Genomic DNA, 25057 nt, shown 5'->3' with positions numbered 1-25057 from the left:
TCAGCGCGCCGGGAACTGCCGGTCCAGGGCGAGGTTGAGGGCGAGCACGTCGACCGCGGGCTCGCCCAGGAAGCCGAGCGCCCGGCCGGTGGTGTGCTCCCCGACCAGATTCCGCACCGCCGCCGGGTCCGCGCCTCGCTCGCGCGCCACCCGGGCCACCTGGATCTCCGCGTACGCCGGGGAGATGTGCGGGTCGAGGCCGCTGCCGCTGGCGGTGACCGCGTCGGCCGGCACGGCCGGCTCCGCCGGCGCGTCCCCCCGGACCGGGGTGACGATGCCACCCTCGGCCACGTAGTCGTGGTCCGGCTGGGCCAGCTCGACCGCGACGCCCTGCCAGCTGGCCACGAAGGGCCTTGCCGGCGCGACCTGGTTGACGCTGACGACCCGGGTGATCGGGCCGGTCAGCCCGTCGGCGCGGAACACGGCCAGCACCGCGCCGACGCCGTCCGGGGTGCAGTAGGGGCGCCGTCCGTCCACTCCCTCCAGCTCACCGACCGCCCTGCTCCGTGAGCAGACCTGGGTGAGCAGGCTCTGGGTGGAGTCGTCGGGGTCGGCGGCGATGGTGTCGACCACGCTCTCCGGGCCGAGGTTGCTGGCCGCGGTGGAAGTGGGGTCGTAGCCGTCGCCGGCCGCCGACGGCCGAGACTGGAAGTAGCGCTGCACGGGGTTGCCGTCCGCATCGGTGAAGGACTGGCCGATGAGCGAGCTGCCCACGGTCTTGCCGCTCACGCTCACCAGCGAACCGTCGGCCTTGCCGTCGAGACCGGGGATCCGGCCGACGGCCACCAGGGCCAGCGGGTACGCGAGGCCGAGCAGAACGGTGAACACGAGCAGCGCGCGCAGGGCGGCCAGGTGCTGGGCGAGCCAGGTAGGGAGGCGCATCAGGAGATCCCCGGAATGAGCTGGATGAGCAGGTCGATGAGCTTGATGCCGACGAACGGCACGAGGATGCCGCCGAGGCCGTAGAGCCACAGGTTGCGGCTGAGCAGCTTCGACGCGCTGGCCGGCCGGTAGCGCACGCCGCGCAGGGCCAGCGGGATGAGCGCGACGATGATGATCGCGTTGAAGATGACCGCGGAGAGGATCGCCGACTCCGGGCTGGCCAGCCGCATCACGTTCAGCGTGTCCAGACTCGGGTAGATGCCGGCGAACATGGCCGGGATGATCGCGAAGTACTTGGCGATGTCGTTGGAAATCGAGAAGGTGGTCAGCGCGCCGCGGGTGATCAGCAACTGCTTGCCGATCTCGACGATCTCGATCAACTTCGTCGGGTCGGAGTCGAGGTCGACCATGTTGCCGGCCTCCTTGGCGGCCGACGTGCCGGTGTTCATGGCCACACCGACGTCGGCCTGGGCGAGGGCCGGCGCGTCGTTGGTGCCGTCGCCGGTCATGGCGACCAGCCGGCCGCCCTCCTGTTCCTTCCTGATCAGGGCGAGCTTGTCCTCCGGGGTGGCCTCGGCGAGGAAGTCGTCCACCCCCGCCTCGTCCGCGATCGCCTGCGCGGTACGCGGGTTGTCGCCCGTGATCATGACGGTCCGGATGCCCATCCGGCGCATCTCGTCGAACCGGTCCCGCATCCCCGTCTTGACGATGTCCTTGAGGTGGATGACGCCGAGGGTTCGGGCCGATTGGCCGTCGACGTGCTCGGCGACGACGAGCGGGGTGCCACCGATGCCGCTGATCTCGTCGACGAGCTGGCCGACCTGCTCGGTGGGGCGGCCGTCGTGCTCGCGTACCCACTTCATCACCGCGGTGGCCGCACCCTTGCGGATCCGGCGGACGCCGCCGTCGACGCTCCCCGCGTCGAGGTCGACGCCGCTCATCCGGGTCTGCGCGGTGAACGGTACGAAGGTGGCGTGCGGGATGAGTCCCGACTCGCGCTCGCGCAGCCCGAACTCGTTCTTGGCGAGTACCACGACGGAACGCCCCTCGGGGGTTTCGTCGGCGAGGCTGGACAGTTGCGCGGCATCGGCGACCTCGGCGGCGGTCACGCCGTCGACCGGAAGGAACTCGGCGGCCTGCCGGTTGCCCAGCGTGATCGTGCCGGTCTTGTCCAGCAGCAGGGTGTTCACGTCGCCGGCCGCCTCGACCGCCCGGCCGCTCATGGCCAGGACGTTGCGCTGCACCAGGCGGTCCATGCCGGCGATGCCGATGGCCGACAGCAACGCCCCGATGGTGGTGGGGATCAGGCAGACGAGCAGCGACACCAGCACCACGCCGCTGACGCCGGCGTCGGTGATCGCGCCGGTGTCCGGGGCCGCCGCCTGGTAGCCCTTGGCGAAGATCGCCAGCGGCTGGAGGGTCACCACGGCCAGCAGGAAGATGATCGTGAGCGCGGCGAGCAGGATGTTCAGCGCGATCTCGTTCGGGGTCTTCTGCCGGTTAGCACCCTCGACCAGGGCGATCATCCGGTCGATGAAGCTCTCGCCCGGCTTCTGGGTGATCCTCACGATGATCCGGTCGGACAGCACCCTGGTGCCGCCGGTGACCGCGCTGCGGTCGCCGCCGGACTCCCGGATGACGGGCGCGGACTCGCCGGTGATCGCCGATTCGTCGACGCTCGCGATGCCCTCGACCACGTCCCCGTCGCCGGGAATGATGCCGCCGGCCTCGACCAGGACGATGTCGCCCTGCCGGAGCTGCGGCGCGGGGACCGCCTCGTCGCGGTAGGCGTTCGCCGCCGCGCCGGGCTTCCAGTCGACGAGGCGGGTGGCGATCGTGTCCTGCTTCGCCTGCCGCAGGGCGGCGGCTTGGGCCTTGCCCCGGCCCTCGGCGACCGCCTCGGCCAGGTTCGCGAAAACCACGGTGAGCCACAGCCACACGGTGATCGCCCAGGCGAAGACCGAGGGGTCGGCCACCGCCAGGACGGTGGTGAAGACGGCGCCGATCTCGACGATGAGCATCACCGGGTTGCGCCAGAGCGTGCGGGGGTCGAGCTTGCGCAGCGCGTCCGGCAGCGACCGGATCAACTGCTTCGGGTCCAGCAGACCCCCGCCGACCCGGTTGCCGTGGATGGCGGGGGTGCCGGCCACCGGCTCCTCGCCGGGGCCGGATGTCACGGGTGTGACGGACATGTTCTCGTTCCTCATGGTGGTGGTCACAGCCCCTCAGCGAGGGGGCCGAGCGCGAGCGCGGGAAGGAAGGTCAGCGCCACGAGGACCACCGTCACGCCGACGACCATCCCGACGAAGAGCGGTCGGTGGGTCGGCAGGGTGCCCTCGGACGCGGGGGTGGGCTGCTGCCGGGCCAGCGAACCGGCCAGGGCGAGCACGAAGATGATCGGCAGGAACCGGCCGAGCAGCATGCAGAGTCCGAGCGCGGTGTCCCACCAGGTGGTGTTCACGGTGATGCCGCCGAACGCGGATCCGTTGTTGTTGCTCGCCGAGGTGAAGGCGTAGAGCACCTCGGAGAGGCCGTGCGGGCCGACGTTGAGCGCGGTGGCGTTGTTGCCGGTGGCGAACGCCGCCGCCGTGCCGGCCAGCACCAGCGCCGGGGTGATCAGGAAGTACAGCGAGGCCAGCTTGATCTCGCGGGACCCGATCTTCTTGCCGATGAACTCCGGGGTCCGGCCGACCATCAGGCCGGCGACGAACACCGTGACCACCGCCAGGATCAGCAGGCCGTAGAGGCCCGAGCCGACGCCACCGGGCGCGACCTCGCCGAGCATCATGTTGCCCAGCGTCATCATCCCGCCCAGCGCGGTGTACGAGTCGTGGAACGAGTTCACCGCGCCGGTCGAGGTGAGGGTGGTGGCGGCGGCGAAGGTCGCCGAGTTCGACACGTCGAACCGGACCTCCTTGCCCTCCAGCGCCGCGCCGACCGCCTGCGGAACGGTGCCGTGCCCGGCCAACTCGAAGACGTTGGTCAGGATGACGCTGGCCAAGGCGAGGATGGCCATGACCGCGGCGATCGCGTGGCCCTGTCGGTTCTGACCGACCATCCGGCCAAAGACCCGGGGCAGGCTGAACGGGATGAGCAGGATCAGGAAGATCTGCAGCCAGTTCGTCCAAGCCGTCGGGTTCTCGAACGGGTGGGCGCTGTTGGCGTTGTAGAAGCCACCACCGTTCGTGCCCAGCTCCTTGATCACTTCCTGGCTGGCCACCGGGCCACCGGTGAGGTGCTGCGTCCCGCCGGTCAGGGTGGTGACGTCGGTGCCACCGGAGAGGTTCTGCACCACGCCGCCGACCATCAGGGCGAGCGCGCCGAGCACGGCGACCGGCAGCAGGATGCGCAGGGTGATCCGGGTCAGGTCGACCCAGAAGTTGCCCAGCCCGCCGGTGCGGCTGCGGGCGAACCCACGAATCAGGGCCACCGCCACGGCCATGCCGACCGCGGCGGAAACGAAGTTCTGCACGGCCAGGCCGGCCATCTGCACGAGATGTCCCATGGTCGACTCACCCGAGTACGACTGCCAGTTCGTGTTGGTCACGAAGGACACGGCGGTGTTCCAGGCGCCGTGCGGCACCACCGGGTCGAAGCCCAGCGAGAGCCAGAGCCTGTCCTGCACGCGCTGGAACAGGTAGAGGAACAGGATCGACACGGCCGAGAAGGCCAGCACGCTGCGGGCGTACACACCCCAGGTCTGCTCGGCGTTCGGGTTGACCCCGACCAGTCGGTAGATCCCCCGCTCGACCCGGGACTGCCGGCTGCCGGACACCACCCGGTACATGTGATCGCCGAACGGCCGGTGGACGGCGACCAGCGCCGCCACCAGGGACAGCAGGAAGAGGACGCCGGCTGTTGTCATGGTCATCAGAAGCGCTCCGGGAACAGCAGGGCCACGACCAGGAAAAGGCCCAGGCCGATCGCCAGCACCAGACCGGCGGCGTTCACCGCGCTCACAGCTTCTCCACACCCCTCACCACGAGGGCGAGAGCCGCGAACAGCCCCACCGTCACCAGCACGAACACCACGTCGGACACGGCTGACTCCTCTTACCGGACGTTGTCGGGCGACCGCCTTCGGGTCGCGCCGAGCCATCACAACGCCGGATCGGACGCGCGGACAGGGGCTATAACGCGACCGTGACGGTGGGAGCCGGTTTCTTGACGCGCCTTTCACGCGGGCCGGTACGCGGGGTGAGCCCGGTCACCCGGCGCGGGACACGGACCGGAACTCAGCGGTCCGTTTCGATGGCGGCGACGAGGGCCTCGGCCACGTCGTGCACCTTGCGGTTGGAGTCCTGGGAGTGGTTGGCCAACTCGGCGACCCGGTGCAGGAGGTGGGGAAATGTCGTCGGTGCGATGTCCGGGCAGGGGGCGTAGTCTTCCGGACGGGTCAAGACATGCGCCCTCCGCCGCTCACGGCCGCGGGCCGTGAGCGTCACCGATCGTCATCGTCGGAGGCGCCATGTCAGAGCAACCCCCACAGTTCGGTTCCCACCGCGTCCCCACCGCGGCCGGATCGTCGCGCGTGGACGAGGCCGTCATGTGGCTGGCCTGCACCGTGCCGGGAGCCGTCACCCGGATCGGCGTCTCCGGTGAGATCGACATGAGCAACGCCCATCTGCTCGTCGAACTCGTGGAGTCCCTCACCCACCCGCCACCGGTCGCGGTGGAGTTGGACCTCTCCGAGGTCACCTTCTTCGGCGCCCACGGCATCAGCGCGCTGCTGCGGGCGCGGCGGCTGCTGGGCGACCGGGGCGGGCGGTTGACGGTGCGGAATCCCTCGTCGGTCGTCCGCCGCGTCCTGCGCATCACCGATACGCTGATCGAGTCGGAGATCGTCCCGGCGCCGTCCCGGTCCCCGGTCGAGGGCACCATCATGGGCCAGCGCCGGTGATCGACGGGGGAGGCGTTCGCCATCCTGGCGCAGGTGTCGCAGGGCTTTGACCGGAAGCTACGGGAGGTCGCCGAGTCGATGCTCGACCGCGCGGTGAACGGGCCGCGGGACTGACCGGCCGGTCAGTCTCAGCGCCGCACCTCGCGCCAGCCGGCGCCGCTGCCGCGCCACGCCCCGGCCAGGATGCTCGCCGAGCCCCGGCTCGGGCACTCCTGGATCTTCGACCGGCCGGCGGCGCCGCCGATCTGGGCCTGCACCTCCCAGCGCTGCCCGTCGGTGCGGATGTAGACGTCACGGCGCCCACGCGGGGCGCTGACCCCGTTCCACCAATGTTCCTCGACCATCACGTGGTGACGGTATCGCAGCAGCCGACCGACCCGCACCTGCCGGTAGGGCGGATTCCCGGCTCAGCGGCCGCGGTCGTTTCCGCCCCGGTGGGCGGGGTGCGCGCGTTTCCGCCCCGGTGGGCGGGGTACGCGCCGGACATGCCCGAGGGCCACCTCATCCACCGGTACGCGCGGGAGCAGCACCACGCGCTCGCCGGGGGTGACGTCACGCTCTCCAGCCCGCAGGGCCGCTTCGACCCGGCCCCGTACGCGGGCCGGTCGCTGGGGGCCGTCGAGGCGGACGGCAAGCACCTGCTCTACCACTTTCCCGACGCGCCCGTCCTGCACGTCCACCTCGGCATGCGCGGGCTGTTCCTGCGCTACGACGACCCGGCGGTGCCGCCCCGCCCCGGCACCCGGCTGCGGCTGGCCGGCCCGACGGTGGCGTACGACCTCATCGCGCCGATCCGCTGCGAGCCGCTGCCGGCGGACGCGGAGCGCGCCCTGCGGGCCTCGCTCGGGCCGGACCCGCTGCGGGGCGACGCCGATCCGGCCGAGGCGGTCCGCCGGCTCACCGCGACCGGCGCGGCCGTGGGCGCGGCGCTGCTCGACCAGGCCGTCTGGGCCGGCATCGGCAACGCGTGGCGGGCCGAACTGCTGTTCCTGGCCGGGCTGGACCCGGACGCCCGGTCGGTCGGCGCCCCGGCGGCGGAGCGGCTGTGGCGCCTCGCCGTCGTCCACCTCGCGCTCGGCCGGGACCTGGGCCAGGTGGTCAGCGACCCGACCGCGCCGGATGAGCGGTGGGTGTACAAGCGGGAACACTGCCGCCGCTGCGGCAGCCCGGTGCGGACCTGGCAGGTGGGCGGCCGGACCGCGTACGCCTGCCCGGTGGACCAACCGGCCGGCTAATCCGGTTGGCGGCCGGCGTGCCGGTGGCTAGCCTCCCACCAACGTCACTCCGACTGCCTGAAGAGGGTGTTTTGGTGCCCGTGCCGAGCGTCCGCCGCCTCGTTCCGACGTCCGCACCCTCTTCCTGGAGTGACCGCATTGGATCTGCCACGTAGCTTCACCATCCGCGAGGGCGACCTCCGGATCCTCAACCCGTTCGACGACGCCAAGCTGGCCACCCTGGGCCGGGCGATCAAGCTCCGGCCCGGCGCGTCGATCCTCGACCTGTGCAGCGGCAAGGGCGAGCTGCTCTGCACCTGGGCCCGGGACCACGGCGTCACCGGCACCGGGGTGGACATCAGCACCGCCTTCACCGCCGCCGCCCGGGCGCGCGCCGCCGAGCTGGGCGTCGCCGGCCGGGTCCGGTTCGTGCACGGCGACGCCGCGACATACGTACCCGAGCAGCGCGTCGACCTGGCGGCCTGCGTCGGGGCGACCTGGATCGGCGGGGGTGTCCCCGGCACCCTGGAGATCCTGGAGCGCGGCCTGCGCCCCGGCGGGATGGTCCTCGTGGGCGAGCCGTACTGGCGGCGCGACCCACCCGACGAGGAGACCCTGGCCGGCTGCCACGCCCGCTCGCGGGAGGAGTTCCACGACCTGCCCGGGCTGGTCGGGCTCTTCGGCGAGTGCGGCTGGGACCTGGTCGAGATGGTCCTCGCCGACCAGGACAGCTGGGACCGGTACGCCGCCGCGCACTGGCTCAACCTGCGCCGCTGGTTGGACGCGAACCCCGACGACGAGCTGGCCGGGGAGCTGCGCCGGGAGCTGACCGAGGACCCGCTGCGGCACGTCCGCTACCAGCGCGAGTACCTGGGCTGGGGCGTCTTCGCCCTGCTCCGCCGCTGAGCGGCCGGACCGGCTCCCGGTGTCGACCCGGGAGCCGGTCCGGACCGGCTTAGCGGACGGCTACGCAGGGTAAAGCCTGCTCATGGAACAGCTGCGCCCCTCGCCGCCACCGCCGCGGGCCGCCGAGCTGGAGCAGTGGGTGCTCGCCACGGCCGAGGAGCTGCGTGACCTGCGGGCTTCACTGCGCGAGGCGCTGACCCGGCACGGCCTGGTCCAGGGCGAGGACCTCGACGAGGTGCCCCACCTCGTGGTGCTCGTCGCCACCGAGCTGGCGACCAACGCGCTGCGGCACGGCCGGCCGCCGACGATCGTCACCCTGCTCGCGGCCGACGACTGCTTCGTGCTCGACGTGGCGGACCGCGACCTCGGCACCGCCCCTGGGCTGGGCGCCGTCCACCCGCTCGACTCGGGCGGGCGCGGGCTGATGCTGGCCGAGTCGGTCTCGCTCGCCGTCGGGTGGCACGCCACCGACGAGACCAAGAACATCTGGGCCTCGTTCCCCCGCTGACCCGTCACGAATTGCTTAACAAATTGTTCTTCGCTTAATGTGATCTGCTTTACACCGTCCGCAGTGGACGGCTCGTAGGGTCCTTTCCGAACCGGCCGCGAGAAACCCCCCGCCGGTCGTCCCGAAAAACCGCGGGAGATCCCCGCGACTATTCGTAAAGGACCTGAACAGATGCGCAAGCTCACGCGACCCCTCGTCCTGGCCGGCATCGCCGGGGCCGTGCTGGCCCCGTCCACCGCCCACGCCGCGACCGCCGAGCCGGCCACCGCGCTGCTGGGCACGTACGCCTTCGGCCGCGCTTCGGTCGTCGGCGAGGCCGGCCGGACCGCCGGCGCCTGGGAGGCGTTCTCGGTGCGGTCGGGCTTCGCCGGCGACGACCTGATCGTCACCTACCGGCCCCGCACCGAGGCGTACCCGGCGGAGAAGCAGGTCTACACCGCCGCCTTCAACGAGGTGTCCGACGCCCAGGCCGAATGCCGGCAGGTCGGCGCCGAAGGCGTCGCGCGCCGGGTCTGGGTGTCGTTCCGCTGCCGGACCGGCTTCGCCCCCAGCTACACCCTGTTCGTGCGCTGACGTCCCGGGCGTCGATTTCCTTCCGGCATTTCGCCGGCCCCGGCGAATTGCGCCGGAAATCATTCCGAAAGCCGTGGCACACCCGCCGACGACGCTTTTCGTACCGCCACCACACATCCGGTGGCGCACCTCAGGAGTAGCCGATGAAACGCCTCGTCTCCCGTACCCTCTGCGCCCTGGCGGGCGCGGGCATCGCCGTGGTCGCGGCGGCCCCGCCCGCCGCCGCCGCGGACGACAGCTTCCAGTTGGCTGCCGGCAGCGCCAGCGCCTACGGCACCTACCGGCTCATGATGAGCATCCCCGAGAACCCCGTCCCGCCGGTCGCGGTCGACGGGACCCTCGCGCTGAACCAGCGCAACCGCTGCGCCGTGGTCCAGATCGCCTACAACGGTCCGGCGGACGGCCTCGAATGGCGCACGCTGACCCACCTGTGCGGGCGGGGCAAGACCAACTTCCAGGGCCGCGCCGACTACCTGTGGGGTGGGTTCCTGCCGAGGCTGCGGCTCTGCGCCGGGCGGACGGTGGCGCAGGCCGAGCAGGGCGACCGCTGCGACGTCCACGTTCCGGCGTCGCAGAGCTGACCTCTCCGTCCGGGCCGTTCTGTACTGCGGCAGGTACAGAGCGGCCCGCCGGAGGCGGCCTCATCAGGCCCGCGCCGACCCCGGCGCCGGGCAGTCGAGTCGGGTACGCAGCTGACTCATCTGGTCCGCGATCTGACGACCCGTGGGGGTCTGCGGGGGCGTGGCGCGGTAGGTGTCGTCGAGCGTCACCACCAGGGAGCACAGGTCCTGCACGGAGTGCCGGGCGACCGAGTTGGCGTACACCATGGACGAAATGGTCGCGACCAGGGCGAACAGGAACGACGTGATCATGAGACGCGTCGTGCGCGAGCCCAGGTGCCACTGCGAACAGGTCATGTCACTCACCCGGCCCGGTTAGCGGCGGAGATGGCGATGGTGGCGGCCGTGAGTCCGGCGACGGATATGTTGATGGCGAACTGGTCGTATCGCTGACGCCATTGCGCCGCAGCGACAGGAGCCCAACGCCCGCAGGAATCCCCAGGATGGTCACGTACGTCCCCAGGAGAACGGCGTTGGCCTGACCGGGCGGCACGATTGTCGTCTGGTGGACGATCCCGCCGAGCCCCACGAAGATGCAGCCGCCATCGAGGAAGATCCTCATGGCTCGCTCTGTTCTCATCGTCCACAGCCCTAACCCTTCCGTCGCCACCGCTGTCGTTCGCCCGTCGGTCGGACAGGGGGCGAGGTGTCAGCAGGCTCACCGAAGCCGATACGCCTGGCGCCGTCCGCTTCCACCGAGTCCAGCCGGCGAAAGGGACTGTCCCCAGGCGACGCACTGCGTCGGGCGCACCCCAACCGTAGGCGCGCAGGGAAGCAAAACCCCAGGTCAGAGGCACTATCTGCAATTTGCGGCCCGGGCGTACCACCCGCGATCCGGCAGTCGTCGCCGGCGGGTCAGTCCTCCGCCGGAATCGGGTCGTCGTACTGGCCGGAGGGGCCGCTGTGCGATGCGCCGCCGACGCGGGGCCAGGCGTTCGGCAGGCACCCGTGCAGACCGAGCGTCTGCTGTTCCATCACCGGCGCCGGGCCGCCGGCCCGGGGGCACAGTTCGTGGCCCCGGCCGAGCCGGTGCCCCACCTCGTGGTTGAGCAGGTACTGCCGGTAGAGGCCGAGGTCGGGAAACAGCGGCACGCCGTGCACCCAGCGAGCCACGTTGATCACCACCTGGTCGCCGTGGCGGCAGGAGGTGTAGCGGTCGGTGGTGTCGTCACAGAGCCGGCCCCGGGTCACCGGCGTGGTCAGCAGCACCGTGAAGTCGGCCGGATCGTCGCGCCCCACCCGTTGCAGCCGCCACCGGCCGCCACCGGTCCAGCCGCGGGGATCGGACAGCGTCGCCGCCACCTCCCGGGCGAAGCGCTCCACGTCGACGTTGCCGATGCCGTCCTCCACGGCGACCCGGTAGCGGAGCAGCTCACCACCGCGGCCGGCCACCGCGCCGACGCCGGTGGCGGTGCGGAACCTGCCCGTGCCCCGGTCCGGATAGCTGGTGCCGGGCGGCACCCGGCCGCCCGCCGGGACCGGCAGCGCGGCGGGCGTGATCACCGCCGGGCGGGCGGGACCGGAGGCCGGGGCGCCGGGCCGCACGCCGGCCGCGACCAGCAGGTCCGGGTGACGCCGGGCCGCGTACCCGGCGAGGCCCGCCACGACCAGCAGCACCACCAGGGTCAGGGTGCCGGCGCGGGACGCCCGCCGCCGACGGTGCAGACCCCGGTCCCGCCTGCCCCGCCCGCCCACGTCGATCTCCGTCCGTCACACCCGCCCCGGTCCGGTCAGGAGTACGGATGCCGGGCCCGGACGGATGAACGGTGAGCGCGCTCACCGGTCGGGGCCGTTCCCGCGCCGGTACCGTTCGTTCCCGGGTGCGCGACCCGCCACCTGCCACCAGAGAGGGAGCCCACCCGTGCCGGATGCCGACCAGGTGCTCGCCGACGCCCTCGCGGCGGCGCGCGGCACCGACGTACCCGCGGCCGAGCGGGCCCTGGACCGGCTGGTCGTCGGCGACCCGCCGGCCGTGGACGCGGCGCTCCTCACCCGGCTGACCCGCGGCGTGGCGCGGCTCTGGCCGCGCGGCTGGCAGCCCGTGGACCTGGAGCGGATCGCCACCCGCCGGCTGACCCCGCGGGGCGCCCGGCTGCTCCGGGACGTGCTGGCCGCCCAGCGGCGCGCGATGCCCGACCCGGTCCCCTCCTGGTTCGACGACCAGCTCGCCGAGCTGGGCGCGCGGTGGGACGGCGACCCGGGTTGGCTGGACCGGCGCGCCGAGGGCGATCGGATCAGCGCGCTGCGGGACGCCGTCGACGCGCTCGCCCTGGTGGCGGGGCTGCCGCCGATCGCGGTGCTCCGCCCGCCGCCCGGCGGACCGGTCGCCGCCCCGCGCGCCGCCGCCCCGGCCACCGGGTCACGGATGCTGGAGCGGGTACGCGCGCTGCTGGCCAAGGCCGAGTCGACCACCTTCCCCGCCGAGGCCGAGGCGCTCACCGGCAAGGCGCAGGAGCTGATGGCCCGGCACAGCATCGACGCCGCCCTGCTCGACGCCGCAGCCGATCGACCCGACCGGCCCGGCGGCGTGCGGCTCGGCACCGACGCCCCGTACGCGGCGGCGAAGGCGCTGCTCATCCAGGAGGTGGCGGCGGCCAACCGCTGCGAGTCGATCTGGTCCGACGACCTCGGCTTCGCCACCGTGCTCGGCTTCCCGGCCGACCTGGCCGCCGTCGAGCTGCTGCACACCTCGCTGCTGGTGCAGGCCACCGCCGCGATGCTGCGTGGCCGGGGCGAGCGCCGCAAGGGCAGTGGCCGGCGCACCAAGGGCTACGACGAGTCCTTCCTCAATGCGTTCGCGCTGCGGATCGGGGAGCGCCTGCGGGCGGCCACCTCGGCGGCGGCCGAGGAGCGGGCCGACGACCGGCTGCTCCCGGTGCTCGCCGCCCGCTCGGACGCGGTCAAGGAGCGGGTCGACCAGCTCTTCCCCGGCGTCACGCGGCACCGGCTCCAGGTCCGCGACGCGGAGGGCTGGACCTCGGGCACCACGGCCGCCGACCGCGCCTCCCTCGACGCCGGCGCCCCGGCGCGCCGCCCGTTGCGCGGGGGCCGGTGACTTTTCCTCCGGGAAGATGTCGGATCAGACGTACCGGCTCCGACCCTTCTGCGAGAGGCGCCACCGCCCGTGGCCCGTACCCGAGGAGTGCACCGTGAAGTACATGCTGCTGATCTGGAACCGGCCCGGCTTCGTGGAGGAGCTGTCCGAGGAGGAGCGGAACGCGATCTTCGGCGAGGTCGACGTGATCATGAAGGAGCTGACCGAGTCCGGTGAGCTGGTCGGCGGGGAGGCGCTGGCCCACCCGGCGCAGACCCGTACCGTCCGGGCCGGCGCCGGGGGCACCGAGATCACCGACGGGCCGTTCCTGGAGAGCAAGGAGCAGTTCGCCGGCTACCTGACGGTCGACTGCGAGACCCCGGAACGGGCCGCCGAGATCGCCGCGAGCTGGCCGGACGTGCGGCACGGGCTCGGCGTGCTGGAGGTGCGGCCGGTGATGGAGCAGGCCGGGACGGAGATGTGACCGACCGGGCGGTCGAGGACCTGCTGCGCGCCCTCACGCCGCAGGTCCTCGGCGTGCTCGTCCGCCGGCACGGCCAGTTCTACGCGTGCGAGGACGCGGTCCAGGAGGCGCTGCTCGCCGCCGCGACTCAGTGGCCGGCGCAGGGCGTGCCCGACCATCCCCGCGCGTGGCTGGTCACCGTGGCGACCCGCCGGCTCACCGACGAGTGGCGCAGCGAGCGGGCCCGCCGGGACCGCGAGGTCGCCGTGGCGGTCCGGGAACCGGCGTACGCGGCGGTCGCCCCGCCCGCCGACGAGGAGCCGCCGAGCGGGGACGACACGCTGAAGCTGCTCTTCCTCTGCTGCCATCCGGCGCTCACGGTCAGCGCCCAGGTGGCGCTCACGCTGCGGGCCGTCGGCGGGTTGAGCAGCGCCGAGATCGCCCGGGCGTACCTGGTGCCGGAGGCCACGATGAGCCAGCGGATCCGCCGGGCCAAGCAGCGGATCGAGGCGGCCGGCGCCCGGTTCGCCATGCCCTCGGCGGCCGACCGCGACGCGCGGCTGCGCGCCGTGCTGCACGTTCTCTACCTGATCTTCAACGAGGGTTACACCGCCTCGAGCGGTGCCGAGCTGCACCGGGCCGAGCTGACCGGCGAGGCGATCCGGCTGGCCCGGGAGCTGCGCCGGCTGCTCCCCCACGACGGCGAGGTGGCCGGGCTGCTGGCCCTCATGCTGCTCACCGACGCGCACCGGGCGGCGCGCACCGGCCCGAGCGGTGAGCTGGTGCCGCTGACCGAGCAGGACCGCACCCGCTGGGACCGGGCCGGGATCTCCGAGGGCGTCGCCCTGGTGACCGAGGCGCTGACCTGGTCGGCCCCCGGCCCGTACCAGGTGCAGGCCGCCATCGCGGCGGTGCACGCGGAGGCGCCCACCGCGGCCGACACCGACTGGCCGCAGATCGTCGCGCTCTACCGGGTGCTGGCCCGGCTCGCGCCGAACCCGATGGTCACCCTCAACCAGGCCGCCGCGGTGGCCATGGTGGACGGCCCCCGGGCCGGGCTCGCCCTGCTGGCCCCGCTGGACGCCGACGAGCGGACCACCGGCCACCACCGGCTCGCGGCCGTCCGCGCCCACCTCCTCGAACTGGCCGGCGACCGGGACGACGCCCGCACCGCCTACCTGGCCGCCGCCCGCGCCACCACCAGCCTGCCCGAGCGGCACTACCTGGAGGTACGCGCCGCCCGGCTCACCACGGACCGGTGACGCTCAGAACAGGCGGCCGCGGTACGGGTGCGGCCGCCCCCACCGCTCCTCCCACTGCACCAACTCGGCCTGCCAGCCGGGCAGGTCGGGCCGGTACTCACGGATGAGATCGGGGTTCTCCGGGCGACTCACCAGGAACCGCCAGTACGCCTCGACCGCCTCGCGCACCTCGTCGAGCGAGTACCGACCGCCCTCGCCCGGGACCCACTCGTTCCGGAACTCGACGCCGCCGGCGGTGAAGCGGACCTCGTACTTGTCGCTGTCCCACTCGTCCTCGAGCGGCCGGCCGTGCGACACGTCGTCGACCATCGCGAGGGCGTCGAGACAGACCGACTGGTAGACCGAGATGTCGGTGATCAGCCAGGCGCCGAGCGCCCGGTAGCGCTGATCCGTCACCTCGAACAACGGCAGGCGAAACTCGTCGAGCGAGAAGGTGATGAACGCCAACAGAGGTCCTTCGGATCAGGGGACGACCGGCCATCCGTGCGTGAAGCCGCCCGAGCCATTGTAGAAACCCTCGATCACGAGGTCCTTGTACTTACCACGCCACATCTGCGTGCCCGGCACCGGCCGTGCGCCCTGGAAGGCGCCGCTGATGGCGTTGTCCACCTGAGCGGGCGTCCAGTCGTCCGGGAAGAAGGAACTCTCCCCGCCGTTGCCCTTCTTCGGCTTCCAGGCGCCGTGCGGCGGGTTCATTGTCGAGTCGAAGAACTCGGGCTTGGCCCGGTACGCCCCGGTCTTCGGATCCCGGACGACGGTCCCCGGCTGCAGCCTGCGGCCCGGGAAGTCCTCGCCCCCGGGCCGGTAGTGGTAGCCGGACCCCTTGGGCATGCCCGGCTTCACATGACCACCGAAGACATGTTCGGTGAAGTGCGGGTTCATCCGGTCGGGTCGGTTGCGCGTCTTGGTGCGCTTGAGAAAACGCAACGCGGCCCGCATCAACCGGCCGCCGGCCTTGCCTCCGCTCATGCCACGTCACCCGTCGAGGAGTTTCCAGAGCACCTCTTGGACGAGGTTGCCGACGATGGTCCGGGCCAACTGCTGGAAGATCGGGATCTCCAGGAGCGAGGCGCCGAAGGTGACCGCCGCCGTGGCGATCGCCTGGGCGATCTGGATGGCGAGGATGACCAGCTGCACGATCACGGCGATCTTCAGGGCGAGCACGATGGCCCCGCAGATGATCAGCCCGGTGCCGGTGAGCACGGCCGCGGTCACCCCGTCACGGAGGCTGTCGGCGGGGCTGTCCTCCCGGTTCCACCAAGACTGGAAGGCCGTGATGTCCTGGCCGGTGTGGCTGGTCCAGACGGCGGTGGCCCCCGTGTTCGCCTCGGCCACGACGCCGGACAGGGTGCCGGAGAAGCCGATCCAGGCGTTGCCCATCTCGAAGAGCTTGACCTCGTCCGCCTCGGGCCAGGTGTAGCCGAGGATGCCGAGCAGCGAGCGCAGCTCGCCGGGAAGTTCCAGACCCACCGTCAGCCTCCCAGCGCCTGTCGCAGCCCGTCGAAGCCCTGCGTGATGGAGGCTTCGATCTCGGCGTAGCGGGCGGCCATGCCGGTGAGGTCGGTGCCGGCGGCGGCGATCTCCTGGAGCGCGGTGTCGAAGCACTCGAAGGCGAACGCGGAGACCTCGTCGTGGGCGGCGCCGATCAGCGAACCGATGTCGTCGGAGCCCCAGGGCCGGCCGAAGGCGGCCAGCTCGGCCTGGAACGCCGTCAGGGCCTCGCTGAAGCGGGTGGCCACGTCGCCCAGCGCGCGACCGGAGCCGCCCAGCCCGTCCGGGTCGACCTCGATCGCCATCACCGGCCGCCCTGGCCGGACAGCCGGTCCTGGGCCTGAACCAGCGCATCGGTGAAGGTGGTGAGCTGCCGGCCGGCGTCCTCCTGGATCCGGCGCAGTTGCTCGCCGAGGGAGCCCAGGTCGACCTGGCCGGGGACGGCCGCGGTCGCCTTCTCCTGAAGGTCGGCGAGCGCCGCGTTGACCGCCCCGCTGATCTCCTCGGCCAGGGATTCGCTGGGCAGCCGCATCACCCGGGGGTCGAGGTTCAGCGCGGTGATCCGCCCGGGCGGACCGGCCGTCACCCGGACCAGGCCGTCGGCCGCCTCACCAGTCCCCTCCGGGGGCGGGGGCGCCTCGCCGTCGGCGCCGGCGGTGAACCGCCCCAGCGCGGACATGGTCTCGGACAGCACGCGGCCGAGGCCGGACGGATCGACGGGCTGGGCCATGGGCGTAGCTCCTCCGGGTCGAGGTCGCTTCGCATCCTACGAACTGTCCGCCACCGATGTGACCCCAGGGTGAGTCACTGTGGACTGTCTAACAGGGAGACCCGGCGAGCGTCAGGCCCGGCACTCCCGGGTGAGCCGCTGCGGGATCTCGACGAACGTGGAGCCGAGCCACTTCACCGGGGTCGACGACCTCGCGCCGGCCTCGATCCTCCGGGCCGCCTCGCCGACCAGCGCCTTGATCTCCGGATCCTCGGCCCGGGCGGCCTGCCCGCGTACGTCGTCGGCCAGGTCGGCCAGGTCGGCCTTGACCTGATCGTTGATCTGCTCGGGGGTGAGCTGCCGGCGGGTCGCGGCCGCGGAGTCGGCGGCGATCTCCTTGCTCTTGGCGATGATCAGCTTGTCGACCGCGGCGCAGACGGCGGCGGTGTTCGCCGCGGTGACCGGCGAGGGCGTGGCGGTGGCCGCGGGAGGGGCGGTGACGCCGGGCGCCGCGGTGGCGCTGGGCGCGGCGGTCGACTCGGCGGTCGGCTCTTCGGTGGACTGGCAGGCCGCGGCGAGCGCGGTCATCGTCACCAGGGCGGCGGCGCGGATCGCGGTGGTACCGGACATCGTTCTCCCGTGCGGTCGGCGGCCGTCGTTCCGGCCGGAGCGGGCGGTGAGGACGCGTGGCGGCCGGGGCCACCGCGCGCAGCACGCCGGGCCGGCAGGGCTGCCGGCCCGGCGAAGCGTACGACTCTGGGTCAGCTCTTGAAGGCGTCCTTGATCTTCTCGCCGGCCTGCTTCAGGTTGGCGGCGGCCTGGTCGTTGCGGCCCTCGGCCTCGAGGCGCTCGTCGTCGGTGGCCCGGCCGACGCCCTCCTTGACCTTGCCGGCGGTGTTCTCGGTCGCGTTGTCGATCTTGTCGTCGATACCCATGGGAACCTCCACTCAGCAGTTTCCTGACCAGGTGGAGGTACCCCGGCCGCCACCCGCTCAACCGCATCGCCCTCACCCGGAGTGAACGACGTGCCGCCGCCCCCGGAGACCGGGACCGGCGGCACGCGGCTGGTCAGCCGACCGGGCGGAAGCCGCGCAGCCGGAGGCTATTCGCCACCACGAAGACCGACGAGAAGGCCATCGCCGCGCCGGCGATCATCGGGTTGAGCAGGCCCGCGGCGGCCAGCGGCAGGGCGGCCACGTTGTAGGCGAAGGCCCAGAACAGGTTGCCCTTGATGATCGCGAGGGTCCGCCGGGACAGCCGGATGGCGTCCACGGCCGCCGTCAGGTCGCCCCGCACCAGGGTCAGGTCGGACGCCTCGATGGCCACGTCGGTGCCGGTGCCCATGGCCAGCCCCAGGTCGGCCTGGGCCAGCGCGGCGGCGTCGTTGATCCCGTCGCCGACCATGGCGACGGTCCGCCCCTCGCCCTGGAGCCGCTCGACCACGTCCACCTTGTCGGCCGGCAGCACCTCGGCGATCACCTCGTCGATGCCGACCTCGGCGGCCACCGCCTTGGCCACGGTGGCGTTGTCGCCGGTGAGCAGCACCGGGGTGAGCCCCAGCTCGCGCAGCCGGGCGACGGCGGCCCTGCTGGTCGGCTTCACCGCGTCGGCGACCGCGAGGACGCCGCGGGCCCGGCCGTCCCAGCCGGCCAGGACCGCCGTCCGGCCGGCGGCCTCCGCGCCGGTCGCCGCCCGGACGACCTCCTCGGGTACGTCGAGACCGCGCTCGCGCAGCAGCCGGAGCCGCCCGACCACCACCTGCCGGCCGTCGACCGTGCCGGTCACGCCGAGGCCCTCGGCGTTGGCGAAGCCGGCGAGCGCGGGCAGCGGTCCCGCCTCGGCGGCGCCGTCCGCGACGGCGCGGGCGATCGGGTGCTCGGAGGCTCCCTCCAGCGCGCCGGCGAGCCGGAGCAGTTCCCCGGCGTCCTCACCCTCGGCGGGCAGCACGTCGACCAGGGTCATCTTCCCGGTGGTGACGGTGCCGGTCTTGTCCAGCACCACGGTGTCGACCTGGCGGGTGGATTCCAGCACCTCCGGCCCCTTGATCAGGATGCCGAGCTGGGCCCCCCGCCCGGTGCCGACCAGCAGCGCGGTCGGCGTGGCGAGCCCCAGCGCGCACGGGCAGGCGATGATCAGCACCGCCACCGCGGCGGTGAACGCGGCGGTCGTCCCGGCCCCGGTGCCGAGCCACCAGCCCAGCGTGCCGGCGGCCAGGGCGATCACGATCGGCACGAAGACACCGGAGATCCGGTCGGCGAGCCGCTGCACGGCCGCCTTGCCGGTCTGCGCCTGCTCCACCAGCCTCGCCATCTGCGCGAGCTGGGTGTCGCCGCCGACCCGGGTGGCCCGGACGACCAGCCGGCCGCCGGCGTTGACGGTGGCCCCGACCACGGTGTCGCCCGGCGCGACCTCGACCGGCACGGACTCGCCGGTGAGCATGCTGGCGTCGACCGCCGAGGTCCCCTCCGCTACGACGCCGTCCGTGGCGACCTTCTCGCCGGGGCGGACCACGAACCGGTCGCCGACCACGAGCTGGTCCACCGGGACCCGGGTCTCCTGCCCGCCGCGCAGCACCGCGACGTCCTTGGCGCCCAGCTCCAGCAGGGCGCGCAGGGCGGCGCCGGCGGTCCGCTTGGACCGGGCCTCGAAGTAGCGGCCGGCGAGGATGAACACGGTCACCCCGGCCGCGGCCTCCAGGTAGATGTTGCCGGCCCCGTCGGTGCGGGTGATGTCGAAACGGAACGGGTGGGTCATGCCGGGCATCCCGGCGTCGCCGAGGAAGAGGGCCCAGAGCGACCAGCCGAACGCGGCGAGGGTGCCGAGCGAGACCAGCGTGTCCATGGTCGCCGCGCCGTGCCGCAGGTTGATCCAGGCGGCCCGGTGGAACGGCAGGCCGCCGTAGACGACCACCGGAGCGGCCAGGGTCAGCGACAGCCACTGCCAGTAGTCGAACTGCCAGGCCGGCACCATGGCCAGCACGATCACCGGCACGGTCAGCACGACCGACACCCACAACCGGGTACGCAGCCCGCGCAGCTCGTCCACCGGCTCGGCGGTCGCCTCGGCGGCGGCCTGCGCGGGCGGCGGCGGGACGACGGCCGTGTAGCCGGTCTTCTCCACGGTGGCGATCAGCTCGGCCGGGGTGACCTCGTCGGCGTACCGGACGGTGGCCTTCTCGGTGGCGTAGTTGACCGTGGCCTCGACGCCGTCCAGCCGGTTGAGCTTCTTCTCGATCCGGGCGGCGCAGGAGGCGCAGGTCATGCCGCCGATCGCGAGTTCGATCAGGTTCGGCGCGACCGGCAGGGACTTGGCGGATGTCATCGCGGCACCTCCCGTCAACTGTGCCCGTGCCCCGGGGTGCCGTGGCCGGCGTCCGGGGTCGGTGCGGTCGTGGGGGCCGGCGCGGCGGGCGTCGGCGTGGGCTGGTCCCCGGCCAGCACGGTGAACTCCGCGGTGTGCACCGCGTCGCCGTGCCGGAAGTCCAGGTAGAGACGGTACGCGCCGGCCGAGGGCACCTCGGCGGCGAAGGTGACCGCCGGCCCGGCCGGGGTCCGCCCGTCGCCGGGCGTGCCCTCCGGGTGCACGTGCAGGTACGCCAGGTCGCCCTGGCGCAGCGCCACCAGGTGCCCGTACGCCCCGAGGTAGGGCTGGAGGTCGGTGACCGGCCGGCCGTCCCGGCTGACGGTCAGGGTGAGCCGGCTGGTCCGGCCGGGCTGCGGCGCGCCGGCGAGGGTGACTGTGTAGCCGTCGACCGTGGTGCTGGTCGCGGGCGCCGGCAGCGACCGGTGCTCCAGTGCGCCGGGGACGGTGACGTCGACCCCGAGGGTGAGCGGCTCGCCGCCGGTCGGGGTGAAGTCGGCGAACGCCCGCCAGACGCCGGGCCCGGCGAGCGGCGAGGCGACCCGCCAGGTGCCGTCGGCGGCCAACTCCGGGTGGACGTGCCGGAAACCGGAGAGGTCGCGGCGGGCGACGATCAGGTGCATGCGCTTGTCGTGCGCCACGTCGAAGCGGGTGACGGGCCGGCCGTCCGGGCCGGTGATCCGGAAGGCGAACTCGCCCGCGGGGGCGGTCACCGGCTGGAGCGTGTAGCCGCGGTCGGAGACGAGCAGCCCGCCGGGCAGGTGGGTGGTGACGGTGGCCGCGTGACCCCCGTCGCCGTGGTCGGGTCCGCCGGAGTCGTGGCCGGCGTCGGTGGCGTCGTGGCGGGTCTCGGCGGCCGGGGTGACGGGGCCGGCCAGGTGGCCGACCCCGTACGCCGTGCCGAACACCGCCGCGAGGCCGAGGGCGAAGCCGCTCAGCTTCGTCGCCGTGTTCATCGTGATACCTCGGTTCCTTCGGGTCCGCGGACCCGTCACGCCCCGACGAGGTCGTAACCGGCCTCGTCGACGGCGGCGCGGACGGTGTCCGTGTCCAACGGGCTCGCACTCGTGACGGTGACCCGGCCGGAGGCCAGGTCGACCTGGACGTCGGTGACGCCCGGCAGCGCACTCACCTCGGTGCTGACCGAGTTGACGCAGTGCCCGCAGGTCATGCCCTGCACCTGGTACGTGGTGGTGACCATCGGCATTTCCCTTCCGCCGCATTCGTTACCGTTACCCGGTGGGGGTATCGGTCACAGAGAGGACCGTACCATACCCCCGAGGGGTACGGTATCCTCGACTCATGACCGCACCGACGACCCCGACCCGGGGCTACACCGCCAGCAAGGACCAGCTCCTCGCGCGGCTCCGCCGTATCGAGGGCCAGGTCCGCGGCATCGAGAAGATGGTCGAGGACGACCGCTACTGCATCGACGTGCTGACCCAGATCTCCGCCATCCAGGCCGCGCTGGACAAGGTCGGCCTCGGCCTGCTCGACGGGCACGCGCGGCACTGCATGCACGAGGGCGCCGCCGAGGGCCGCGCCGACGAGATGGCCACCGAGATGATGGCCGCCGTGGGCCGCCTGATGAAGCGCGGCTGACCAGGACGGGGGCGTGGGGAGAAACGCCATGGGCGCCGACCACACCCGTCCCGCTCCGTCCGCCCCGCCGCGGGTACGACGGATCCTGGTCGCGACGGTGGTACCGCTCTTCCTGATCACGGTGGTCGCCGCGCTGGTGCTCTGGCCCCGGCAGGACCGGGAGCCGGCGGACGCGCCGGCACTGCCCCGCTACCACGGCACGGTGACCCGGGTGGTGACCGAGCCGTGCCCGCCGACGCCGGAGGCGCCGGACGGCGGCCCGGGCGGGTCCGCCGGCCCGTGCGGAACGGTGACCGTCGCCGCCGAGCAGGGTCCGGACGCCGGCCGGCAGGTCGAGACGCCGATCCCCGCCGGACCCGGAGCGCCCCGGGTCGAGGTCGGCGACAAGGTGATCCTGGTCGAGCTGACCGACCCGGCCGACCCGGCGGTGAAGACCTACGACATCGCCGAGCACCGGCGCGGCACGCCGCTGGTCTGGCTGGCGGTGCTGTTCGCCGTGGCGATCGTGGCGTTCGGCCGCTGGCGCGGGCTGGCCGCGCTCGGCGGGCTGGTGGCGAGTTTCGCCATCCTGCTCGGTTTCGTGCTGCCCGGGATCGGCGCCGGCCAGCCGCCGCTGCTGGTGGCGATCGTCGGCGCCGCGCTGATCATGTTCGTGGTGCTCTACCTGACCCACGGGATCACCGCGCAGACCTCGGTGGCCGTGCTCGGCACGCTCGGCAGCCTGGTGCTGACCGGCGTGCTCGGCACCCTGGCCACCGCCGCCACCCACCTGACCGGATTCGGCAGCGAGGACGCGACCACCCTGTCGATGTTCCAGCGCGACGTGGACCTGCACGGCCTGCTGCTGGCCGGCATCGTCATCGGCTCGCTCGGCGTGCTGGACGACGTCACCGTCACCCAGGCGGCCACGGTCACCGAACTGGCCCACGCCAATCCGGCGCTCTCCCGTCGGCACCTCTACCGGGCGGCCACCCGGGTGGGCCGGGCGCACATCGCCTCCACGGTCAACACCATCGTCCTGGCGTACGCGGGCGCCTCGCTGCCGCTGCTGCTCCTGCTGGTCGCCGACTCCCGGCCGGTGAGCGAGATCCTCACCAGCGAGTTCCTGGCCCAGGAGATCGTCCGGAGCGCGGTGGCCACGCTCGGCCTGATCGCCGCCGTACCGCTGACCACCGGACTGGCCGCGGTGGTCAGCACCGCCGGGCGGCGCGGGACCACCGCGGGGCCGGCGGAGCCCTCCTCGCGGCGCCCTCCGGCCGGGCGGGACGAGGCGCTGGAGGCCCTCGGCGGGGCACCCGGCCCGCGCGCCGGCGGGTGGCCCGACGGCGACAGGAGCACGGAGGCCGCATGGTGACACTCCGCAGCGTGACGGCGGACGTCAAACGCGATCCTGGTCACGCAGGGCGAGGACGAATTCTCGCTATTGGTCGGCTTCCGGACGTAGAACCAGGGTAGGACTCTCGGGTAACCTCGCTGCCGGTCACCGCCGAAGGCGCGCACCGGCGCCAGCGGTGCCGCCGCCCAATCGCCCGCGGGCGAGCCGGGGAACCAGGTACATGGGGTGAATCCGCGCGAGCGGTAGGGGCCACTTCCGTCCCGAACCCGTCAGCTAACCCGGTCGGCGGCCGACGGAAGGGAACACTGTGACGGCACCCCTGCGCCGCTGGCTGACCCCCGTGGTGGCTGCGCTGGCCGCGCTCACCGTGCTGGTGGGGCCGACCCCGGCGACAGCCGCTCCGAGCACCCCCACCCCCTCGGGGCACTCCGAGGAAGAAGACGACCCCCTCATCACCGAGGCCATCGACGCCGCCAACCGGGCCTACCTCCAGGCCAAATCGAAGCTGGACACGTCGCGTAAGCGCCAACTCCAGCTCGCCCTCGAGGTGAAGGCGGCACAGGGCGAACTCGACGCGCTGAGCCCGCAGGTGGCCCAGATCGCGGCGCAGTCCTACCGGACCGGCCGGATGGGCGCCATGGCCATGCTGATGGAGAGCAACACGCCCGACTCGTTCGTCCGGCGGGCGGCCGCCCTCGACGAGCTGAACCTGCTGAACTCGCAGAAGCTCGCCGCCATCAACGCCGCGAAGACCCGCGCCGAGCAGGCCAAGATTGCGCTCGACGCCGAGGTACGGGAGCAGGAGAAGCAGAAGAACGCGATGGCCCGCGAGAAGGCCGAGACGGAGAAGGCGCTGAAGCTGGTCGGCGGGATCGGCTTCACCGGCGGCCTGGTCTCGGCCACCTCGCCGGTCGCCCGCGTCGGGCCGGGCCGGACCTCCGACGGCGACTGGAAGCCGGAGTCGTGCAGCGAGAACGACCCCACCACCTCGGGCTGCGTCACCCCGCGCACGCTGCACGCCTACAAGGAGGTCAAGCGGGCCGGCTTCAACCGCTTCGTGGGCTGCCACCGGAACGGCGGGCCGTTCGAGCACCCGAAGGGCCGGGCCTGCGACTGGTCGTTGCAGAAGAGCGGCTTCTCCTCGTGGCGCACCAAGGACCAGCGGATGTACGGCAACAACGTCGCCGCCTTCCTCATCCGCAACGCGGACCGGCTGGGCATCTACTACGTGATCTGGAACCGGCAGATCTGGTTCCCGGCCACCGGCTGGAAGTCCTACAGCGGACCCTCCGACCACACCGACCACGTGCACATGTCGCTGCTCTGACGACGTACGCCGAAAGGGGCCGGCCCGCGACGCGCGGGCCGGCCCTTCGACGTTTTCTCAGCTCGGTCAGCCGGCGAGCGCCGGGTCCGCGGGCGCGGCCGGGGCGGGCACGGGGGTGGCCGGCGCACCGGCCGGGGCCTGCGCCACGGTGCGCACCTCGCCCGCGCTGAGCCGGTACGACAGGCCGACCACGGCACACCGCCCGGCGGCCACCTCGTCAGCGAGCACGGCGGACCGGGCCAGCAGCGCCTCCACGGTCTGCGCGATGTGGATGTCAACGATCCCGTCGAGATCCTCGACGCCCTCCCGGGTGGCCCGGAGCAGGCTGGGCGCGACGGCGTCCACCACGGCGCCGAGGTGCCCGGACGGCGAGGTGCCGGTGCGGACCGCCTCGCGGGCGGCCTGGACGGCGCCGCACGAGTCGTGGCCGAGCACCACCACGAGCGGGGTGCCCAGCACGGTCACCGCGTACTCGACGCTGCCGAGCACCTCGGGGCCGGCGGTGTGGCCGGCGGTGCGGACCACGAAGAGGTCACCGAGGCCCCGGTCGAAGATGATCTCGGCGGCGAGCCGGGAGTCGGAGCAGCCGACGATCACGGCGAACGGGTGCTGGCCGTCGGCGACGGCTGCCCGGTGTCCGGCGTCCTGGTTGGGATGACGCGGGACGCCGGTGACGAACCGGTGGTTACCGGCGTAGAGCTCGGCGAGCGCCTGCTCGGGAGTGGTCGGCGACACTGGTCCTCACCTCGTCCTCGCGCGAAAACGCCCTGGTCAGCCGGCCGGCGACGGGGTGGCGTCGCCACCCACGGTCACACGCAGTCCAACGCACGTCAAGATTTACGTGATACGCATTTCATACGTTCAGTGGACC

At 72.9% G+C, this 25057-nt stretch carries 31 protein-coding genes and 1 riboswitch; of the genes, 12 read left to right on the top strand and 19 right to left on the bottom strand.

What is annotated here, in order from left to right; genetic code table 11:
* The 5 genes from ACFYPD_RS31505 to ACFYPD_RS31485 form a co-directional block, all read right to left on the bottom strand.
* Positions 1–882 carry a potassium-transporting ATPase subunit C gene (locus ACFYPD_RS31505; RefSeq protein WP_387121555.1) on the bottom strand — a complete coding sequence of 294 codons (882 nt, stop codon included), beginning with the start codon at positions 880–882 and terminating at the stop codon, positions 1–3.
* On the bottom strand, positions 882–3074 hold the full coding sequence (gene kdpB, locus ACFYPD_RS31500; protein WP_387121552.1) for a potassium-transporting ATPase subunit KdpB: 2193 nt from the start codon (positions 3072–3074) through the stop codon (positions 882–884). Before kdpB ends, ACFYPD_RS31505 begins: the two co-directional genes overlap by 1 nt.
* Positions 3075–3097: 23 nt before the next feature.
* A complete protein-coding gene (gene kdpA, locus ACFYPD_RS31495; RefSeq protein WP_387121549.1) occupies positions 3098–4753 on the bottom strand; it encodes a potassium-transporting ATPase subunit KdpA in 1656 nt (551 codons plus the stop codon).
* On the bottom strand, positions 4753–4842 hold the full coding sequence (kdpF, locus tag ACFYPD_RS31490) for a K(+)-transporting ATPase subunit F (RefSeq protein WP_357940507.1): 90 nt from the start codon (positions 4840–4842) through the stop codon (positions 4753–4755). The genes kdpA and kdpF overlap by 1 nt, the downstream gene beginning before the upstream one ends.
* A gap of 274 nt (positions 4843–5116) precedes the next feature.
* Positions 5117–5281: a hypothetical protein gene (locus tag ACFYPD_RS31485; protein ID WP_387121546.1), complete on the bottom strand. Its 165-nt coding sequence runs from the start codon at positions 5279–5281 to the stop codon at positions 5117–5119.
* A 131-nt stretch (positions 5282–5412) separates the two neighbouring features.
* Between ACFYPD_RS31485 and ACFYPD_RS31480 the strand changes: the two genes are divergently transcribed.
* Positions 5413–5781: an STAS domain-containing protein gene (locus tag ACFYPD_RS31480; RefSeq protein WP_387121544.1), complete on the top strand. Its 369-nt coding sequence runs from the start codon at positions 5413–5415 to the stop codon at positions 5779–5781.
* Between the two features lie 128 nt (positions 5782–5909).
* Here the strand turns inward: ACFYPD_RS31480 and ACFYPD_RS31475 are convergent, their stop codons facing one another.
* Complete coding sequence (locus tag ACFYPD_RS31475) at positions 5910–6125, bottom strand: hypothetical protein (RefSeq protein WP_229791389.1); 216 nt, start codon at positions 6123–6125, stop codon at positions 5910–5912.
* Positions 6126–6131: 6 nt separating this feature from the next.
* Here ACFYPD_RS31475 and ACFYPD_RS31470 point away from each other — a divergent pair, with 6 nt between their 5' ends.
* From ACFYPD_RS31470 to ACFYPD_RS31450, 5 genes are all read left to right on the top strand, one after another.
* On the top strand, positions 6132–7016 hold the full coding sequence (locus tag ACFYPD_RS31470; RefSeq protein WP_387121541.1) for a DNA-formamidopyrimidine glycosylase family protein: 885 nt from the start codon (positions 6132–6134) through the stop codon (positions 7014–7016).
* A 129-nt stretch (positions 7017–7145) separates the two neighbouring features.
* Entirely contained in the window at positions 7146–7901 is a 756-nt protein-coding gene (locus ACFYPD_RS31465; RefSeq protein ID WP_387121538.1) for an SAM-dependent methyltransferase, read from the top strand.
* An 82-nt stretch (positions 7902–7983) separates the two neighbouring features.
* Entirely contained in the window at positions 7984–8409 is a 426-nt protein-coding gene (locus ACFYPD_RS31460; RefSeq protein ID WP_387121535.1) for an ATP-binding protein, read from the top strand.
* 171 nt (positions 8410–8580) lie between these two features.
* Positions 8581–8982, top strand: a complete 402-nt coding sequence (locus ACFYPD_RS31455) for a hypothetical protein (RefSeq protein ID WP_387121533.1) — start codon at positions 8581–8583, stop codon at positions 8980–8982.
* Between the two features lie 143 nt (positions 8983–9125).
* Positions 9126–9563 carry a hypothetical protein gene (locus tag ACFYPD_RS31450; protein ID WP_387121530.1) on the top strand — a complete coding sequence of 146 codons (438 nt, stop codon included), beginning with the start codon at positions 9126–9128 and terminating at the stop codon, positions 9561–9563.
* A gap of 63 nt (positions 9564–9626) precedes the next feature.
* Here the strand turns inward: ACFYPD_RS31450 and ACFYPD_RS31445 are convergent, their stop codons facing one another.
* Positions 9627–9854, bottom strand: a complete 228-nt coding sequence (locus ACFYPD_RS31445; protein ID WP_387121527.1) for a hypothetical protein — start codon at positions 9852–9854, stop codon at positions 9627–9629.
* Between the two features lie 603 nt (positions 9855–10457).
* Complete coding sequence (locus ACFYPD_RS31440; protein WP_387121524.1) at positions 10458–11297, bottom strand: DUF3152 domain-containing protein; 840 nt, start codon at positions 11295–11297, stop codon at positions 10458–10460.
* A 166-nt stretch (positions 11298–11463) separates the two neighbouring features.
* On the opposite strand from ACFYPD_RS31440, the gene ACFYPD_RS31435 reads away from it, so the two are divergent.
* The 3 genes from ACFYPD_RS31435 to ACFYPD_RS31425 all read left to right on the top strand — a co-directional run bounded on the left by ACFYPD_RS31435 (position 11464) and on the right by ACFYPD_RS31425 (position 14361).
* Positions 11464–12657 carry a DUF2786 domain-containing protein gene (locus tag ACFYPD_RS31435; RefSeq protein WP_387121521.1) on the top strand — a complete coding sequence of 398 codons (1194 nt, stop codon included), beginning with the start codon at positions 11464–11466 and terminating at the stop codon, positions 12655–12657.
* Between the two features lie 103 nt (positions 12658–12760).
* Complete coding sequence (locus ACFYPD_RS31430) at positions 12761–13120, top strand: YciI family protein (protein ID WP_387121630.1); 360 nt, start codon at positions 12761–12763, stop codon at positions 13118–13120.
* A complete protein-coding gene (locus ACFYPD_RS31425; protein ID WP_387121518.1) occupies positions 13117–14361 on the top strand; it encodes an RNA polymerase sigma factor in 1245 nt (414 codons plus the stop codon). The genes ACFYPD_RS31430 and ACFYPD_RS31425 overlap by 4 nt, the downstream gene beginning before the upstream one ends.
* 3 nt (positions 14362–14364) lie before the next feature.
* On the opposite strand, the gene ACFYPD_RS31420 is transcribed toward ACFYPD_RS31425, so the two are convergent.
* The 10 genes from ACFYPD_RS31420 to ACFYPD_RS31375 form a co-directional block, all read right to left on the bottom strand.
* A complete protein-coding gene (locus tag ACFYPD_RS31420; protein ID WP_387121516.1) occupies positions 14365–14808 on the bottom strand; it encodes a hypothetical protein in 444 nt (147 codons plus the stop codon).
* A 15-nt stretch (positions 14809–14823) separates the two neighbouring features.
* Complete coding sequence (locus ACFYPD_RS31415; protein ID WP_387121513.1) at positions 14824–15330, bottom strand: EndoU domain-containing protein; 507 nt, start codon at positions 15328–15330, stop codon at positions 14824–14826.
* Positions 15331–15336: 6 nt separating this feature from the next.
* Positions 15337–15831 carry a hypothetical protein gene (locus ACFYPD_RS31410; protein ID WP_387121510.1) on the bottom strand — a complete coding sequence of 165 codons (495 nt, stop codon included), beginning with the start codon at positions 15829–15831 and terminating at the stop codon, positions 15337–15339.
* 2 nt (positions 15832–15833) lie between these two features.
* On the bottom strand, positions 15834–16157 hold the full coding sequence (locus ACFYPD_RS31405; protein WP_387121507.1) for a hypothetical protein: 324 nt from the start codon (positions 16155–16157) through the stop codon (positions 15834–15836).
* The gene (locus tag ACFYPD_RS31400) at positions 16157–16582 is read right to left on the bottom strand and encodes a YbaB/EbfC family nucleoid-associated protein (protein ID WP_387121504.1); all 426 of its coding nucleotides are present in this window, start codon (positions 16580–16582) and stop codon (positions 16157–16159) included. Before ACFYPD_RS31400 ends, ACFYPD_RS31405 begins: the two co-directional genes overlap by 1 nt.
* Positions 16583–16693: 111 nt before the next feature.
* Positions 16694–17191, bottom strand: coding sequence for a hypothetical protein (locus ACFYPD_RS31395; RefSeq protein WP_387121501.1), 498 nt, complete (start codon positions 17189–17191; stop codon positions 16694–16696).
* A gap of 131 nt (positions 17192–17322) precedes the next feature.
* The gene (locus tag ACFYPD_RS31390) at positions 17323–17496 is read right to left on the bottom strand and encodes a CsbD family protein (protein WP_091260889.1); all 174 of its coding nucleotides are present in this window, start codon (positions 17494–17496) and stop codon (positions 17323–17325) included.
* Between the two features lie 133 nt (positions 17497–17629).
* Complete coding sequence (locus tag ACFYPD_RS31385; RefSeq protein WP_387121499.1) at positions 17630–19882, bottom strand: heavy metal translocating P-type ATPase; 2253 nt, start codon at positions 19880–19882, stop codon at positions 17630–17632.
* A 14-nt stretch (positions 19883–19896) separates the two neighbouring features.
* Positions 19897–20877 (bottom strand): hypothetical protein, encoded by a 981-nt coding sequence (locus ACFYPD_RS31380; RefSeq protein ID WP_387121496.1) that lies wholly within the window; start codon positions 20875–20877, stop codon positions 19897–19899.
* A 35-nt stretch (positions 20878–20912) separates the two neighbouring features.
* Positions 20913–21122: a heavy-metal-associated domain-containing protein gene (locus ACFYPD_RS31375; RefSeq protein WP_387121493.1), complete on the bottom strand. Its 210-nt coding sequence runs from the start codon at positions 21120–21122 to the stop codon at positions 20913–20915.
* A gap of 101 nt (positions 21123–21223) precedes the next feature.
* Between ACFYPD_RS31375 and ACFYPD_RS31370 the strand changes: the two genes are divergently transcribed.
* From ACFYPD_RS31370 to ACFYPD_RS31360, 3 genes are all read left to right on the top strand, one after another.
* Positions 21224–21523 (top strand): metal-sensitive transcriptional regulator, encoded by a 300-nt coding sequence (locus tag ACFYPD_RS31370; RefSeq protein ID WP_046568942.1) that lies wholly within the window; start codon positions 21224–21226, stop codon positions 21521–21523.
* Positions 21524–21551: 28 nt separating this feature from the next.
* Positions 21552–22877 carry a YibE/F family protein gene (locus ACFYPD_RS31365; RefSeq protein WP_387121491.1) on the top strand — a complete coding sequence of 442 codons (1326 nt, stop codon included), beginning with the start codon at positions 21552–21554 and terminating at the stop codon, positions 22875–22877.
* 154 nt (positions 22878–23031) lie between these two features.
* Positions 23032–23163: riboswitch (cyclic di-AMP (ydaO/yuaA leader) on the top strand.
* Positions 23164–23166: 3 nt separating this feature from the next.
* Complete coding sequence (locus ACFYPD_RS31360; RefSeq protein WP_387121488.1) at positions 23167–24186, top strand: coiled-coil domain-containing protein; 1020 nt, start codon at positions 23167–23169, stop codon at positions 24184–24186.
* A 66-nt stretch (positions 24187–24252) separates the two neighbouring features.
* Here the strand turns inward: ACFYPD_RS31360 and ACFYPD_RS31355 are convergent, their stop codons facing one another.
* A complete protein-coding gene (locus ACFYPD_RS31355; protein WP_387121485.1) occupies positions 24253–24921 on the bottom strand; it encodes a carbonic anhydrase in 669 nt (222 codons plus the stop codon).
* Positions 24922–25057 lie beyond the last annotated feature (136 nt).

Origin of the sequence: Micromonospora sp. NPDC005299 (assembly GCF_042872345.1) — a bacterium.
Lineage (GTDB): Bacteria > Actinomycetota > Actinomycetes > Mycobacteriales > Micromonosporaceae > Micromonospora.
The sequence above is the reverse complement of the archived record's forward strand: the minus strand, read 5'-3'. Positions and strand labels throughout refer to the sequence as shown.

Excerpts from the sequence above, each read along its gene's own strand:
- ACFYPD_RS31400 (WP_387121504.1), bottom strand. The coding sequence starts at position 16,582 with ATGGCCCAGCCCGTCGATCCGTCCGGCCTCGGCCGCGTGCTGTCCGAG.
- ACFYPD_RS31460 (WP_387121535.1), top strand. The coding sequence starts at position 7,984 with ATGGAACAGCTGCGCCCCTCGCCGCCACCGCCGCGGGCCGCCGAGCTG.
- ACFYPD_RS31390 (WP_091260889.1), bottom strand. The coding sequence starts at position 17,496 with ATGGGTATCGACGACAAGATCGACAACGCGACCGAGAACACCGCCGGC.
- ACFYPD_RS31475 (WP_229791389.1), bottom strand. The coding sequence starts at position 6,125 with ATGGTCGAGGAACATTGGTGGAACGGGGTCAGCGCCCCGCGTGGGCGC.
- ACFYPD_RS31385 (WP_387121499.1), bottom strand. The coding sequence starts at position 19,882 with ATGACATCCGCCAAGTCCCTGCCGGTCGCGCCGAACCTGATCGAACTC.
- ACFYPD_RS31380 (WP_387121496.1), bottom strand. The coding sequence starts at position 20,877 with ATGAACACGGCGACGAAGCTGAGCGGCTTCGCCCTCGGCCTCGCGGCG.
- ACFYPD_RS31450 (WP_387121530.1), top strand. The coding sequence starts at position 9,126 with ATGAAACGCCTCGTCTCCCGTACCCTCTGCGCCCTGGCGGGCGCGGGC.
- ACFYPD_RS31430 (WP_387121630.1), top strand. The coding sequence starts at position 12,761 with ATGCTGCTGATCTGGAACCGGCCCGGCTTCGTGGAGGAGCTGTCCGAG.
- ACFYPD_RS31455 (WP_387121533.1), top strand. The coding sequence starts at position 8,581 with ATGCGCAAGCTCACGCGACCCCTCGTCCTGGCCGGCATCGCCGGGGCC.
- ACFYPD_RS31505 (WP_387121555.1), bottom strand. The coding sequence starts at position 882 with ATGCGCCTCCCTACCTGGCTCGCCCAGCACCTGGCCGCCCTGCGCGCG.
- ACFYPD_RS31375 (WP_387121493.1), bottom strand. The coding sequence starts at position 21,122 with ATGGTCACCACCACGTACCAGGTGCAGGGCATGACCTGCGGGCACTGC.
- kdpA (WP_387121549.1), bottom strand. The coding sequence starts at position 4,753 with ATGACCATGACAACAGCCGGCGTCCTCTTCCTGCTGTCCCTGGTGGCG.
- kdpB (WP_387121552.1), bottom strand. The coding sequence starts at position 3,074 with ATGTCCGTCACACCCGTGACATCCGGCCCCGGCGAGGAGCCGGTGGCC.
- ACFYPD_RS31415 (WP_387121513.1), bottom strand. The coding sequence starts at position 15,330 with ATGAGCGGAGGCAAGGCCGGCGGCCGGTTGATGCGGGCCGCGTTGCGT.
- ACFYPD_RS31405 (WP_387121507.1), bottom strand. The coding sequence starts at position 16,157 with ATGGCGATCGAGGTCGACCCGGACGGGCTGGGCGGCTCCGGTCGCGCG.
- ACFYPD_RS31395 (WP_387121501.1), bottom strand. The coding sequence starts at position 17,191 with ATGTCCGGTACCACCGCGATCCGCGCCGCCGCCCTGGTGACGATGACC.
- ACFYPD_RS31445 (WP_387121527.1), bottom strand. The coding sequence starts at position 9,854 with ATGATCACGTCGTTCCTGTTCGCCCTGGTCGCGACCATTTCGTCCATG.
- ACFYPD_RS31365 (WP_387121491.1), top strand. The coding sequence starts at position 21,552 with ATGGGCGCCGACCACACCCGTCCCGCTCCGTCCGCCCCGCCGCGGGTA.
- ACFYPD_RS31370 (WP_046568942.1), top strand. The coding sequence starts at position 21,224 with ATGACCGCACCGACGACCCCGACCCGGGGCTACACCGCCAGCAAGGAC.